The 13,487-nt window shown below is 62.5% G+C and carries 15 protein-coding genes; 4 read left to right on the top strand and 11 right to left on the bottom strand.

Annotated elements, in window-relative coordinates:
- Positions 1-452: 452 nt before the first annotated feature.
- Positions 453-1,094 carry a peroxiredoxin-like family protein gene (locus BQ8482_RS20005; RefSeq protein ID WP_123149190.1) on the top strand — a complete coding sequence of 214 codons (642 nt, stop codon included), beginning with the start codon at positions 453-455 and terminating at the stop codon, positions 1,092-1,094.
- A gap of 578 nt (positions 1,095-1,672) precedes the next feature.
- On the opposite strand, the gene BQ8482_RS20000 is transcribed toward BQ8482_RS20005, so the two are convergent.
- The 7 genes from BQ8482_RS20000 to BQ8482_RS19970 all read right to left on the bottom strand — a co-directional run bounded on the left by BQ8482_RS20000 (position 1,673) and on the right by BQ8482_RS19970 (position 7,334).
- Positions 1,673-2,551, bottom strand: a complete 879-nt coding sequence (locus BQ8482_RS20000) for a 3-hydroxybutyryl-CoA dehydrogenase (protein ID WP_029348585.1) — start codon at positions 2,549-2,551, stop codon at positions 1,673-1,675.
- Between the two features lie 117 nt (positions 2,552-2,668).
- The gene (locus BQ8482_RS19995) at positions 2,669-3,598 is read right to left on the bottom strand and encodes an electron transfer flavoprotein subunit alpha/FixB family protein (protein WP_123149189.1); all 930 of its coding nucleotides are present in this window, start codon (positions 3,596-3,598) and stop codon (positions 2,669-2,671) included.
- Between the two features lie 156 nt (positions 3,599-3,754).
- Complete coding sequence (locus BQ8482_RS19990; RefSeq protein ID WP_023797241.1) at positions 3,755-4,504, bottom strand: electron transfer flavoprotein subunit beta/FixA family protein; 750 nt, start codon at positions 4,502-4,504, stop codon at positions 3,755-3,757.
- Between the two features lie 312 nt (positions 4,505-4,816).
- The gene (locus BQ8482_RS19985; protein WP_123149188.1) at positions 4,817-5,617 is read right to left on the bottom strand and encodes a rhomboid family intramembrane serine protease; all 801 of its coding nucleotides are present in this window, start codon (positions 5,615-5,617) and stop codon (positions 4,817-4,819) included.
- A 25-nt stretch (positions 5,618-5,642) separates the two neighbouring features.
- Positions 5,643-6,224, bottom strand: a complete 582-nt coding sequence (locus BQ8482_RS19980; protein WP_123149187.1) for a cob(I)yrinic acid a,c-diamide adenosyltransferase — start codon at positions 6,222-6,224, stop codon at positions 5,643-5,645.
- 28 nt (positions 6,225-6,252) lie between these two features.
- The gene (locus tag BQ8482_RS19975) at positions 6,253-6,444 is read right to left on the bottom strand and encodes a twin transmembrane helix small protein (protein ID WP_123149186.1); all 192 of its coding nucleotides are present in this window, start codon (positions 6,442-6,444) and stop codon (positions 6,253-6,255) included.
- 23 nt (positions 6,445-6,467) lie between these two features.
- A complete protein-coding gene (locus BQ8482_RS19970; protein WP_123149185.1) occupies positions 6,468-7,334 on the bottom strand; it encodes an SDR family oxidoreductase in 867 nt (288 codons plus the stop codon).
- A gap of 57 nt (positions 7,335-7,391) precedes the next feature.
- Here BQ8482_RS19970 and BQ8482_RS19965 point away from each other — a divergent pair, with 57 nt between their 5' ends.
- Positions 7,392-8,243: a YihY/virulence factor BrkB family protein gene (locus BQ8482_RS19965; protein ID WP_095493464.1), complete on the top strand. Its 852-nt coding sequence runs from the start codon at positions 7,392-7,394 to the stop codon at positions 8,241-8,243.
- Here the strand turns inward: BQ8482_RS19965 and BQ8482_RS19960 are convergent.
- Complete coding sequence (locus BQ8482_RS19960; RefSeq protein WP_123149184.1) at positions 8,213-9,115, bottom strand: DMT family transporter; 903 nt, start codon at positions 9,113-9,115, stop codon at positions 8,213-8,215. The two genes, BQ8482_RS19965 and BQ8482_RS19960, sit on opposite strands and share 31 nt — an antisense overlap.
- 634 nt (positions 9,116-9,749) lie before the next feature.
- On the bottom strand, positions 9,750-10,625 hold the full coding sequence (gene gluQRS, locus BQ8482_RS19955) for a tRNA glutamyl-Q(34) synthetase GluQRS (protein ID WP_123149183.1): 876 nt from the start codon (positions 10,623-10,625) through the stop codon (positions 9,750-9,752).
- 92 nt (positions 10,626-10,717) lie between these two features.
- Here gluQRS and BQ8482_RS19950 point away from each other — a divergent pair, with 92 nt between their 5' ends.
- Both BQ8482_RS19950 and BQ8482_RS19945 read left to right on the top strand, forming a co-directional pair.
- The gene (locus BQ8482_RS19950; protein WP_123149182.1) at positions 10,718-11,359 is read left to right on the top strand and encodes a DNA-3-methyladenine glycosylase family protein; all 642 of its coding nucleotides are present in this window, start codon (positions 10,718-10,720) and stop codon (positions 11,357-11,359) included.
- Between the two features lie 228 nt (positions 11,360-11,587).
- Positions 11,588-12,145, top strand: a complete 558-nt coding sequence (locus BQ8482_RS19945; RefSeq protein WP_029348574.1) for an HNH endonuclease — start codon at positions 11,588-11,590, stop codon at positions 12,143-12,145.
- A gap of 151 nt (positions 12,146-12,296) precedes the next feature.
- On the opposite strand, the gene BQ8482_RS19940 is transcribed toward BQ8482_RS19945, so the two are convergent.
- Positions 12,297-12,815 (bottom strand): disulfide bond formation protein B, encoded by a 519-nt coding sequence (locus BQ8482_RS19940; protein ID WP_123149181.1) that lies wholly within the window; start codon positions 12,813-12,815, stop codon positions 12,297-12,299.
- Between the two features lie 57 nt (positions 12,816-12,872).
- Positions 12,873-13,460, bottom strand: coding sequence for a YqaA family protein (locus tag BQ8482_RS19935; RefSeq protein ID WP_123149180.1), 588 nt, complete (start codon positions 13,458-13,460; stop codon positions 12,873-12,875).
- Between the last annotated feature and the right edge of the window lie 27 nt (positions 13,461-13,487).

The raw sequence follows: 13,487 nt of genomic DNA, 5'->3' as shown, positions 1-13,487 counted from the left end.
GTCGCCACCTGGTACACGATCGCGATTGCCATCCTCGCCGGGCTCGGCGCGCTCGGCGGGCGGGTTTTTGTGCGCTGGTAGCGACGGCCCGCGATCGGAGACCATGATGCTCTAAGGTCAAAACTCATTCATTCTGAACGACCTAGTTCGACCCGTTGACGACCTTGGGCGTTGCAGACTTGAACCTCCAAATCGAGGTCGGGAACCTGACCTTCAGCGCAAGAGCATTCGGGAGTGCGCTCGCGTAAGGTAATTCACCACATTTGGCGGCACCCGCAGATGCTTTTTCGTGTTATGATGGGCTTGCAACGCGCGTAATCTCGACCTCGGCAATATGGCAGAGGTCGAAAGCTATTGCCTTGGCACAGGAAGCTTTCGCCCCAGCACTTGATCGCCTCCGAAACGCTGGGTGTGCTGCTTTCCCTGACTGACCCGGGGCGAGGAGGTTGTCCATGTCCACGAGTAGTATCGACCGCCCGCTGCAGCCCGGCGACCGGGCACCGAATATTGTGCTCGACGCGATCTCGCGCGAAGGCAAGATCGCGCTCGACGATTTTCGAGGCCGTAGCCCGTTGTTGATCGGTTTGTTCCGAGGCCTGCACTGTCCGTTCTGCCGGCGCCATGTCGCGGCGATGGCGCAACTCAAGCCGGCCCTGCGTGATAAAGGCGTCGAATGCCTGGCGGTGGTCAATACGCCGGTCGAGCGGGCGCGGCTCTATTTCCGTTACCACCCGTCACCCGATCTTCTCGCCGCATCCGACCCGGAGCGGGCCTCGCACCGTGCTTTCGGCTTGCGCGAGGTCGGGATGGACACGGTCATGGCGATACGGATCCATCTCCCGGGCGAGTTGCCCAAGCCTATGGACGTCATGGCAATGGACGAGTTTCTTAATAAGAAGGAAGGATATGAGATTACGGAAGCGGATCAACAGATGATGGCCACCGGCATGGGGCAGCCCGTCGGCCAATTCCTGCTCGACCGCGACGGTGTCGTTCGCTGGACCTCCACTGAAGTTCTGGAGGATGGCCTCAACACCTTCAGAGCGCTGAATCCCGAGGAATTGATGTCGGCAGCTTCCCAAGTTGCACATTAATAGGCTGCGGAAATGGGCTGCTGAAAACTCGCTCGACGGCCACCGTCCTGTGGTGATTCTTTGGATTTAACAATCATCGAAATGCTCAGCGCAGGAGGCTAAGGTCTGCCCGTGGGCTTCGTAGCGATTTCGTTTCAACGGTCTGCGGACCGCCCCGACGCTAGAGTGAGCAAGCCGCATAGGCGGGGCGACGTCCGCTCCTTGCCGCAATCACGTCGTTCCGACAGGCGCGCATACGGCAAGTTTCCACCCATCTCGGCCATTGGCGGCAGCCCGCTGATTGAGTTTTGACCCTAAAGCGGAATGCGTTTGGATTGAACCGGCATTCCGCTCTATCTCTTTGTTTTAGCCGCATTTGTGCGACGCCAAGTGATTCCACTTGGCTGCAAATGCTCTACGTGAAACGCTCTGCCGGGCTGGTTTAAGCCAAATCCATCGGGCTTCGGCGGTCGGCGAGCAAACGGGCAAGGATCGGCCTGATGCGGTCTTCGATCAGCGGCCAAGAAGCTGTCGACAGACAGCCGCATGGTCTTCACTCAGCGCGACCGCGCGCGATGTCCGTGAGCTCGTATCGCCGGTCAGCGCGTCGGAACGGGATGCTCGCCGCGATAATCGTAGAAGCCGCGTCCGGTCTTGCGGCCGAGCCAGCCGGCCTCGACATATTTCACCAGCAGCGGGCAGGGGCGGTATTTCGAATCCGACAGGCCGTCATGCAGCACCTGCATGATCGACAGGCAGGTGTCGAGGCCGATGAAATCGGCGAGCTGCAGCGGTCCCATCGGATGGTTGGCGCCGAGCCGCATGGCGGTGTCGATCGCGTCGACCGAGCCGACCCCCTCATAGAGCGTGTAGATCGCCTCGTTGATCATCGGCAGCAGGATGCGGTTGACGATGAAGGCCGGAAAATCCTCCGAGACGGTGATGGTCTTGTCGAGATGGTTCACATAGGCCTTTGCCGCTTCGAAGGTCTGGTCCTCGGTGGCGATGCCGCGCACCAGTTCGACCAGCTTCATCAGCGGAACCGGATTCATGAAATGGATGCCGATGAAACGCTCCGGCCTGTCGGTCTGCGCGGCGAGACGTGTGATCGAGATCGACGAGGTGTTCGTTGCCAGGATGGCTTCGGGATTGAGCTGCGGGCAGAGCTGGGCGTAGATCTTGCGCTTGACCGTCTCGTCCTCGGTCGCCGCTTCAATCACCAGATCGGCACCCGCAAGATCGGCCATGGTGGGCGCTGCCGAAATGCGCGCCATCGCCTCGTTGCGCAGCTTTTCCTCGAGTTTGCCGGAGCCGACCTGGCGGGCCATGTTGCCGCTGATCGTGGCGATGCCCTTTTCGATGCGGTCGGGTGAGATGTCGTAGACCAGCACCTTGTAGCCCGCAAGCGCGGACACATGCGCAATGCCGCCGCCCATCTGGCCCGCGCCGATGATGCCGATCGTCTCGATCTTGTTCATTACACCGATCCCGTCAAAAGGCCTTTGCGGCCTGCTTTTTGTGCGGTGCAAACTAAAAGGGCGGGGCGACTTCGTCTACCCCGCGCTTCACAATTTAATACGCTTTGCCAGAAGGCGTCAAAGCGCCTTTTGCAGCTCCGGCAGAATGACGAAAAGGTCGCCGACGAGGCCGTAGTCGGCGACCTGGAAGATCGGCGCTTCCTCGTCCTTGTTGATGGCGACGATGACCTTCGAATCCTTCATGCCGGCAAGATGCTGGATGGCACCGGAGATGCCGACGGCGATGTAGAGATCGGGTGCGACCACCTTGCCGGTCTGGCCGACCTGCCAGTCGTTCGGCGCGTAGCCGGCGTCTACGGCGGCACGCGAGGCGCCGACGGCCGCACCGAGCTTGTCGGCGATCGGCAGGATGACTTCCTGGAATTTCTCCGAAGAGCCCAGCGCGCGGCCGCCCGAGATGATGATCTTGGCCGAAGTCAGCTCCGGACGATCGGTCTCGGAAAGCTTGTTCTCGACGAAGCTCGACAGGCCGGGATTGGCCGCCGCCGGAACCGTCTCGACCGGGGCGGAACCGCCCTCGGGTGCGGCCTGGAAGGAGGCGGTGCGCACGGTGATGACCTTCTTGGCGTCGCTCGACTGCACCGTCTGGATGGCGTTACCGGCATAGATCGGCCGCTTGAAGGTGTCTGATGACACCACTTCGATGATCTCCGACACCTGCGCGATGTCGAGCAGGGCTGCCACGCGCGGCGCGACATTCTTGCCCGATGAGGTTGCGGGCGCGATGATCGTGTCATAGGCGCCGGCTATGCCGACTACGAGCGCCGCCAGCGGCTCGGCGAGACGCTCGGTGAGTTCGTCGGCTTCGGCGAGCAGCACCTTGCTCACGCCCTTGAGCTTGGCGGCGGCGTCGGCTGCCGGCTTGGCGCCCTTGCCGGCGACCAGCACATGCACATCCGAGCCGATCTGCAGTGCTGCCGAAAGCGCCTTGGCGGTCTGGTCGGAAAGCGTAGCATTGTCGTGTTCGGCAATCAGAAGAATAGCCATTATGATATCCCTGACTTTCGTTTTCGAGACACCTGAAATCCGGTCAGGCCGAGTCGAAAACGGTTGGTTTCGAGAACCGGAGCGGAGCGTACTTCAGTACGTGAGCACCGGAAGCGGAGAAACCGGCCGTTTGCAGGCCGGCCTCATCGGATTTCCTTAGAGCACGCCGGCTTCGTTCTTCAGCTTGTCGACCAATTCGGCGACGCTCTTGACCTTGACGCCCGCCTTGCGGCCGCCCGGCTCCTCGGTCTTGATCACCTTCAGCCGCGGCTTGACGTCGGCGCCGTAGTCGGCCGGGCTCTTCTCGTCGAGCGGCTTCTTCTTGGCTTTCATGATGTTGGGCAGCGAGGCATAGCGCGGCTGGTTGAGGCGAAGATCCGCGGTGACAATCGCCGGCATCTTCAGTTCCACCGTCTGCAGGCCGCCATCGACCTCGCGCGTCACCTTGGCCTTGTCGCCATCGATAACGACCTTGGAAGCAAAAGTGCCTTGCGCCCAGCCCAGAAGTGCGGCCAGCATCTGGCCGGTCTGGTTCGAATCGTCGTCGATCGCCTGCTTGCCGAGAATGACAAGACCGGGCTTTTCCGCCTCGACCACGCCCTTCAGCACCTTGGCGACACCCAGCGGCTCCGTCTGCTCGTCGGTCTTGACCAGGATGGCGCGGTCGGCACCCATGGCCAGCGCGGTGCGCAACGTCTCCTGCGCCTGCTGCGGCCCGATCGAGACAACGATGATCTCTTCCGCCTTGCCGGCCTCCTTCAGCCGGATCGCCTCTTCGACCGCGATCTCGTCGAACGGGTTCATCGCCATCTTGACGTTGGCGAGTTCCACCGCCGAACCGTCAGCCTTCACACGAACCTTCACATTCGCATCCACAACCCGCTTCACGGGCACAAGGATCTTCATTTGCCTGTCACCTCTTTCACGATAGCCACCTCTTTCAAGATAGTCGGGCGCGCTATAGCAGTGTGCGCCTCTTCAGAGTTGTCGAAAGCCGACATTCCGGACGGAATTCTGGTCTCCGACCGCCTAAAGCGCGTCGCGTTTGACCGGCCTCACGCGACGCGCTTTAGGTTGTTGTTTTATGCATGTCGTTATCGCAAAACCGCTGCACACTTTTGCGCGACATGCATTGTGGGAAAGCTTCCGTAGTTGCGGCGACCCCGCACGTCAATATCCGGGGCGCGCCCAAATCATCCGCGACGCACTCAAATCGGTTCAGTCCGGACTGGAGGCGCTTCCCCGGCCCCAGCGCGGCGCCGGCTGCGCTAGCGGGTCGCTTGCCGTGGGCTCTGCAGCAGCGGGTGCCGGGCCGACGACCAACGTGGTTTCTTCCTCAGCACCGGCAAGCAGTGGTACGGCGCGGTTGCGCAAGACGAGCACCAGCACGGCCCCGGCGATGATGCCGCCGACATGGCAGGCCCAGGAAATCTGATCCTCGCCGCCGGCGGCGAACATCACGATCTGGAACAGGATCCAAAGGATGAGCGGGATGAAGGCCGGGATGCGCAGTGGGATGCGGGCGAAGGCCAGCACCCATACCTTCACCCTGGGGTAGAGGATCAGATAGGCGGCGACCACGCCGGCGATGGCGCCTGACGCGCCGATCAGCGGAACCTGCGAGTCCCACGCGATCAGGCCCTGGAAGAAGGCGCCGGCAATGGCGCAAAGCAGATAAAAGATGAGAAAGCGGACATGGCCGAACGCGTCCTCGACATTGTCGCCGAACACCCAGAGGAACAGCATGTTGCCGGCGAGGTGGAAAATATCGGCATGCAGGAAGGAATAGGTGACGTAGCTCAGGCTCTCCGGAATGACGACAAACTGCGGAGCCAGTTCGACGCTGTCGTGGACGACCGACGGAATGAAGCCGAGGCCCAGCACAGCGGCGTTGGTGAACTGCTCGCCGCCAAGCGCGGTGGCGAAGTAGATGAGCGTGTTGAACGCGATCAGGCCGATCGTCACATATTGCAGCTTGATGTGGCGCAGCCGGTTGGTGTCATAAAGCGGGATGAACATCGGACCCCCTCCCGCCTCGGCAGATTCAGCGGTTCTTGCCGGGAACCCATAGCACGTCGGCGTTTCCATTGTCATTGACTGCGCGCGCGGCGACGAACAGAAAGTCCGATACGCGGTTGATGTATCTTATCGCCTCGCGGTTGACATGCTCGCCTGGGTCCTGCGTCAAAGCCACCATGATGCGCTCGGCCCGCCGTGCAACCGTGCGGGCGAGGTGAAGGGCAGCCGCCGCCGGCGTGCCGCCGTTGAGCACGAAGGATTTGAGCGGCTGCAGGTCCTTGTTGAGCAGGTCGATGTCCTTTTCGACACGGTCGGTCTGCGCAGCGGTGATGCGCAGCGGCTCATAGTCGAGCGGCTTGCCGTCGTCCGGCACGGCCAGATCGGCGCCGAGGTCGAAAAGGTCGTTCTGGATGCGGCCGAGCATCGCATCGATCGCCGGATATGTTGCTGCGGTGTGGATGCGGGCCATGCCGATGCAGGCATTGGCTTCGTCGATCGTGCCATAGGCGTCGATGCGCAGATCGGATTTCAGCCGCCGTTCACCGGTGCCGAGGCCGGTGGTGCCGTCGTCGCCGGTGCGGGTATAGATCTTGTTGAGCTTGACCACGCTCTGCCTCCCGAACTCGCCACCCTCGTCACTTGCGGGTGAAATACACCGCCAGCATGATCAGCACCAATGCCACGAACTGCAGCAGCACGCGCGTCTGCATCAGCTTGTTGGAGGTCATGCCGGAGCCGCCGCGCATCATGTTGACGAGGCCGCGGATCAGCACGATCACCACGGCGACCATGACGAGGACAGCGAGGATGTTGAAGACGGTTGCCATAGTGTGTTTCCAGTCGATTGCGTTCAGGCGCGTTTGGCAAGCAGGCGGTAGAGCATTGATGCCGGCAGCATGCGTTTGAGGATAACGCCGATCCTGGCCGGCACCGTTACCACATAATGCGGATGCGGGCGCCGCGACAGAAGCGCATGGCGCAAGGCCGCATGAACCACCTCCGGCCCAGGCTTCAGCCGTGACGTGCTGCCGCCGGCCTGCAGCCGTTGCAGCTGCGCCTCGTAGGCGCGGCGGTGGACGGAATTCTCACGGTCGATATTCCTGAGAAACCACACAAGGCCGTTGCTGGCGATCTTCGATGTCACCGGCCCCGGCTCGATCAGCGAGACATGGATGCCGCTGCCCTGAAGTTCCTGCTGCATGCACAGCATCAGCCCTTCGATCGCGTGCTTCGACGCCGAATAGGCGCCGCGAAAGGGCAGCGGCGCCAGGCCGAGGATCGAGGAGCAGTGGACAAGACGGCCATGGCCCTGGCGCCGCATCACCGGGACGACGCGGCGGGTAAGGTCATGCCAGCCAAAGACATTCGCCTCGAATTGCTCCCTGAGTGCTGCCACCGGCAGGTCCTCGACGGCGCCGGGCTGTGCGTAAGCGCCGTTGTTGAACAGGGCATCGAGCCGTCCGCCCGTCCGCTCCAGCACTGACGCCACCAGGGTCTCGATGGATCCGGTCTCGCGGTAGTCCAGATAGAAGGCCTCGATACCATCGACCTCGAGGGCGGCGATATCCTCCGGCTTGCGTGCCGTCGCGAACACCCGCCAGCCTTCCGCCTTCAGCGCCCGGGTGCAATAGGCGCCTATCCCGGAAGAAGCTCCGGTGACGATGATGGTGCGCAACTCTCCTCCAGGAGGAGGCGTGCTTTGACCTAGGCTTGCCATTTGCCGCAATCCCTTCCCATATTCTCGGCGTCGAGACAATCGAAGGGAACGCGGTTCGTGTTGCGGAAGATCGTAGCCGTCAAACGCGTGCTCTATGACGCGTTCGGCCATTTCGATGCAGACGATGGCTGGGCGATGGCCAGTCATCTGGCGATCACGGCGCTGATGGCGCTTTTCCCCTTTCTGATTTTCGCCACGACGCTGGCCAGCTTCCTCGGCGCACAGGCTTTTGCCGACACCGCCGTGCATCTCGTCTTCGACACCTGGCCCGAGCAAATCGCCAAGCCGATCGCGCGCGAAGTGCTCAACGTGCTCACCGTGCAGCGCACCGACTTGTTGACCTATGGCGTGCTGCTTGCCGCCTTCTTCGCCTCGAACGGCATCGAGGCGCTGCGCACCTCGCTCAACCGCGCCTACCGCGTTTCCGAAACGCGCGGCATCATCTATCGCCGGGTGCAGAGCATCGTCTTCGTGCTGATCGCCACGGCAGGTTTTCTGGTGATCAGCGTGCTCGTGGTTTTCGCGCCCTTACTGGGGCGGCTGGCCGAGGCCAATTTCGAATGGATAAAGCCCTATATGGGCACGATCACGCTGTGGCGTTACATCATCGCCTCCGCCGTTATCGTCGGCGGGCTGTTCGCGGTGCATTACTGGCTGCCTGCGGGCAAGCGCCGCTTCGTCTCGATCATACCGGGCATCATCTTCACGCTGATTGCCTGGCTCATCGGGTCGACCATCTTCGCCGCCTATCTCGACCGTTTCTCGTCCTATGTGACGACCTATGCCGGGCTTGCCTCGATCATGGTCGCGGTCGTCTTCCTCTATATCGTCTCGGCGATCTTCATCCTCGGCGGTGAGCTCAATGCCGCGATCAGCCGCTATCTGGAGGCACGCGCCCGCGTCGGCTGATTCTTGGTCGGCTGAGCGGTTGCCAGCCCGACGCCGAGCGTCGCGATCGCCATGCCGACGATCTGGACCAGGTTCAACTGTTCGCCGAACAATATCCAGGCGATGACCGCGGTGACGGCCGGGACCAGATAGAACAGCGAAGCGACCTTCGACATCTCGCCGTCGCGGATCATCACCATCAAAAGGAAGATGGCGCCGATCGACAGCACCAGCACCAGCCATGCCATGGCAAAGATCAGCTCGCCGTTGACGACGACCGTTCGCGTCTCGAAGGCGAGCGAGGCCAGGACCATCACCGACGCGCCGCCAACATATTGCCACGTCGTGGCCGCCACCAGATCGCCGCCCGAGGCGAAGCGCTTCTGCCAGATCGTGCCGGCGCTCATGCCGAGCACCGAGACAAGCGAGGCGGCCAACGTCTCGGCCGTCACGCCGCCGCCGAGGGCACCGAGCTTCGGCCACAGCACGATGACCACACCGACCAGGCCAATGCCGAGACCGGCCCAATGGCGCGGCAAGATGGCCTCGCCAAGAAACCGGCCGGCCATCACCGCCGTGATCAGCGGCTGCAGCCCGACGATCAAGGCCGAAAGCCCGGCCGGCATGCCTCGATGGATGGCCCAGAACACGCCGCCGAGATAGACGCCATGCATCAGGATGCCGGCGCCGGTCGCGTGGAGCGCTTCCGCTCGGGTCGCCCGCCTGGAACCGAATGCTGCCATCAAGGCGGCCAACAGGACGGCTGCCAGAACGAAGCGCGCGGCCAGGAAGGTGAACGGCTCGGCCCACGGCATGGCGTAACGCGCGCCAATGAAGCCGGTCGCCCACAGGACGACGAAAGAGGCGGGGATGAACCGCTTGATGCTGTGCATTTTCGGAAGGCTGCCGCGTGATCGGTGAGGGTTGACTGTCGCGACTGCTCTAATGCGGTTCAACCCGGCAAGCAAAACCGAACGGTTGATCCATAGGCTCATCCAAATTGAAGGATGCGCTCTGGGTCAGGGAGGTTTCAGATCAAACATAATCCAGTTCCTCTGCACAGAGGATTTGGTTCTTAGACCGAGCCTGAAAGCGACTGTGGACGATCGCTGTCAGCCGGCCTCCAGCCGCCATCCCTGACGCTGGCGATTAGCCGTAAGCCCCCGCGCCTTCGTCATCCCAGGGCGGAGCAAGGAGCGAAGCGACGCGGCGCAGACCCTGGGATCCATGCCGTGACATCAGCCGAAGAATGCAGCGGCTCAGGATAAATGCTCATCTGTAGTGATCCTTCGCGCCCCCCTCTGTCCTGCCGGGCATCTCCCCCACAAGGGGGGAGATCGGCAGCTTTGGCGCACCGCTCGCTCCTGCGACAGTGGCGGTTCGCGAAGGCGGTGGTGACGGCCGATCTCCCCCCAAGTGGGGGAGATGTCCGGCCTCCGCCATAAAAGGGTCTGCACCGCCGTGACGCCGCGTCGCTTCGCTCCTTGCTCCGCCCTGGGAACGACGAAGCGACTATGCGCTTGGCCCCTAAATCCCAATCAGCCGCCTGACGTCGGCCGGTGATGCGCCGGCCTCGCGCAGGGCGGCAAGGCCGGTATCCGCAAAACTCTTCGACAGCTTTCTTCCGTCCGGGCCGAGGACGAGACGATGATGAAAGTAGCTTGGTTGCGGCAGGCCGAGGATCTCCTGGAGCAGGCGCTGCACGCCGGTGGCGGAATAGAGGTCCTGGCCGCGCACCACATGGCTGACGCCTTGCAGCGCGTCGTCGACGACGACGGCGAGATGATAGCTTGTCGGGATTTCACGGCGCGCCACGATCACGTCGCCCCAGTCCTGCGGCCGGGCGTCCACCGCATGTGTTGCGGAAAGCATCTCATCCGAAAATTCCATCCATGCCAGATTCTTGCCGACGCGCGCCATCGCAGCATTGACGTCGAGCCGCCAGGCGAAATGCGCGTTCTCGGCAATCCGACGTTGGCGTTCCCTCATCGGCAATGCCTTGTCGACGGCGGGATAGAGCGGTACACCGTCCGGGTCGCGCGGCCAGTCGCGGCCGCGCTTTTCTCTGTCGGCAATGAAGGCGCGGATTTCGCCACGGCTCATGAAGGCTGGGTAGACGAGTTCTTCCCTGATCAGCCGGTCGAGCACCGCCTGATAGTCCGCGAAATGCTCGGACTGACGGCGCACCGGTTCTTCCCAGCCAAGCCCGAGCCATCTCAGGTCGCGAAAAATGCCGGCCTCGAATTCCGGCGTGCAGCGCGTCGTGTCGATGTCCTCGATGCGCAGCAACAGGCGCCCGCCGGTTGCCCTCGCCAATTTTTGATTGAGCAGCGCCGAATAGGCATGGCCGAGATGCAGTTCGCCATTTGGGCTCGGCGCGAAGCGGAATGTCAGGAGTGTCATCCTTCGGCGGCAATCGGATTGTGCGGCGCTTTCGCCAGTTGCTACTTTGCGCCTGATTACGAATTGCTATTTTGCGCTGGGAACAAGCAAGCATGCAACGCATCGCCACGCTCGACGACATCGCGCAAGGGCTCGACGCGCTCTGCCTGCTCGACCCGCGTCTTGCAAAGGTGCGCGGCATGGCCGGCGAGGTGCCGCTTCGGCTCTCCGAGCCGGGGTTCAGAAGCCTTGCCTCGATCATCGTCTCGCAGCAGGTTTCCCGCGCCAGCGCCGACGCCATCTTCGGGCGGCTGACAAAACTCGTCGATCCGCTGACGCCGCAAGCCATTCTTGCCGCCGACAAAGCCATTTTTCGCGAGGCCGGACTGTCGCGGCCGAAGCAGCGCGGCCTGATCGCCGTCGCCCAGGCGGTGGTCGATGGCCTCGACCTCGATCATCTCTGCTTGCTCGACGCCACTGAGGCGATCGCGGCGATGACCAAGGTGTCGGGCATCGGCCCGTGGACGGCGGAAGTCTATCTTTTGTTCGCCGCCGGCCACCCCGATGTCTTCCCGGCACGCGACGTTGCCCTGCAGAGCGCGGTCGGCCACGCGCTCGGCATCGACCCGCGTCCGCCCGAGAAAACACTGATCCAGCTCGCCGAATCATGGAGCCCGTGGCGAGGTGTCGCATCAAGGCTTTTTTGGGCCTATTATCGTGAAACCCGGGGCAGGGACGCCGCGCCTCCTGCCTGAATCCGCAAAAAAGCATGAAAATCCTGCATTTTTAGCGCTGCGTTTGATCGACAAGCCGCTTCACATCCCTGTCATGTCGGGCTTACAGTATCCGCGCCGACAGGTTACAGCGCCGCGCATCCGATTGGATGCGCAAAGGACGCTGTAAGACTTTTGAATCTGTGCATGATCCTTTCCGAAAATCAGTCGATTTTCGGGGTCATGCACTGGACCAAGGAGGTCAATGACGTGACGGTTGCCGTATCTCCGGATGGGCTTCCAGCACTGGTGCTGAACGCGGATTACCGTCCGCTCAGCTATTACCCTCTGTCGCTCTGGTCATGGCAGGACGCCATCAAGGCGGTGTTCCTCGAGCGGGTGAACATCGTCGCCGAATATGAGCACGCCGTATCGTCGCCGACCTTCTCGATGAAGCTGCCGAGCGTCGTCAGCCTGAAGGCCTATGTGAAGCCATCGCGGCATCCGGCCTTCACCCGCTTCAACGTCTTCCTGCGCGACCGTTTCCAGTGCCAGTATTGCGGCACACCCGAGGATCTGACCTTCGACCATGTCGTTCCCCGCCATCGCGGCGGCGCGACGACGTGGGAGAATGTCGTCGCCGCCTGCTCGCCCTGCAATCTGAGGAAGGGCGGCATGATGCCGGCGCACGCCAAGATGTGGCCACTGCAGAAGCCCTATCAGCCGACGGTGCATGACCTGCACAACAATGGCCGCCTGTTCCCGCCCAACCATTTGCATGAAAGCTGGATGGATTATCTGTACTGGGATGTCGAACTCGAGCCGTAGAGTTCGGCAGAATCCGCCATGCCGGTCGCCTGACGCAGCTTTCTGCGCTTCCGGTGCTCACGTACTGTAAGTACGCTCCGCTCCGGTTCTCGAAACCCACGTCATGCGCTCCGGCCTGACGAATTTCTGGACGAACTCTGCGCTGTGCAGCTCAGTCGCGGGCAAAGGCGCCGCGGAAGGCGATGACCGCCAGGACAAAACTGGCGATGGCGTTCCAGCCGGCCAGTGACAGGCCGAGGATGCGCACGGCGGCCTTGTCGCAGGAGGGCGGGACGAATCTGTCGAGCGCGTCGAGCACGCCCTTGCCGCCGGTATCCACCGGTCCTGCCGCCGCCGCACAATCGGTCGGCCCCGGCCACCACGCCCATTCGACGCCGGAATGATAGACGCCGAGATAGACGCCGTAGGCCATCAGCAGGCCGCCGACGGCCAGCAGGCCGCGGGTCACCCATGCGGGGGCACGCAGTGTCGACGCAAGCGCCGCCAGCAGCATCAGCGGCACGCCGATGTAGTAGGGGGTGCGTTGCTCCAGGCAGAGCTTGCAGGGGATGTAGCCGCCGAGGTGCTGGAAGGCCAGCGCCGAGCCGACGGTGGCGGCCATGGCGACGGCGAGAAACACCGCCGTTCGCAAGCGCTGGCGTCCAGTGTCGGCATTCACGGTCGCTGTCATTGATCTACCGTCCATTCCCGTCAGAGCAAAGGATGGTTCAACTTGAATATCCTTGCTCTAAAACGCGTATTTGACGACGATATAGAGCGAAATCAGGGCAGCGGCGCCGGCGCCCGCGATCATGCCAAGGCGCTTTTCGATGAACTCGCGGATCGGTTCGCCATAGCGGCGCAGCAGCCAGGCCAGGAACAGGAAGCGGGCGCCGCGCGCCACGATCGCCAGCGCGATGAACAGCAGGAGATTGACGCCGATGACGCCGGACAGGATCGTCACCACCTTGATCGGCGGCAGATGGGCGAGGCCGGAGGTGATGAGCATCAGGATGATGAAGCCGACGCCCGACGAGACGCGCAGTGTCTCGAAGTCGTCATATTTGCCGTAGAATTCGAGGATCGGCCGCGCCACCGTGTCGTAGGCATAGTGGCCGATGTACCAGCCGGCGATGCCGCCCAGAACGGAAGCCAGCGTGGCGACCAGCGCGTAGCGATAGGCGCGATCCGGCCGCGACAGCGCCATCGGCAGATACAGCACGTCGGCCGGCACCAGGAACACCGAGCTTTCGACGAAAGCGATGATGGCCAGCCACCATTCGGCGGATTTCTTTGCCGCCAGCGACAAGGTCCAGTCATAAAGTCCGCGAAGCATTGGCACTCCTGATGCACTCACCCAAAA

The organism is Mesorhizobium delmotii, from assembly GCF_900149755.1.
Lineage (GTDB): Bacteria > Pseudomonadota > Alphaproteobacteria > Rhizobiales > Rhizobiaceae > Mesorhizobium > Mesorhizobium delmotii.
Note: the sequence above shows the minus strand (reverse complement) of the source record. Positions and strands in the feature narration are given on the sequence as shown.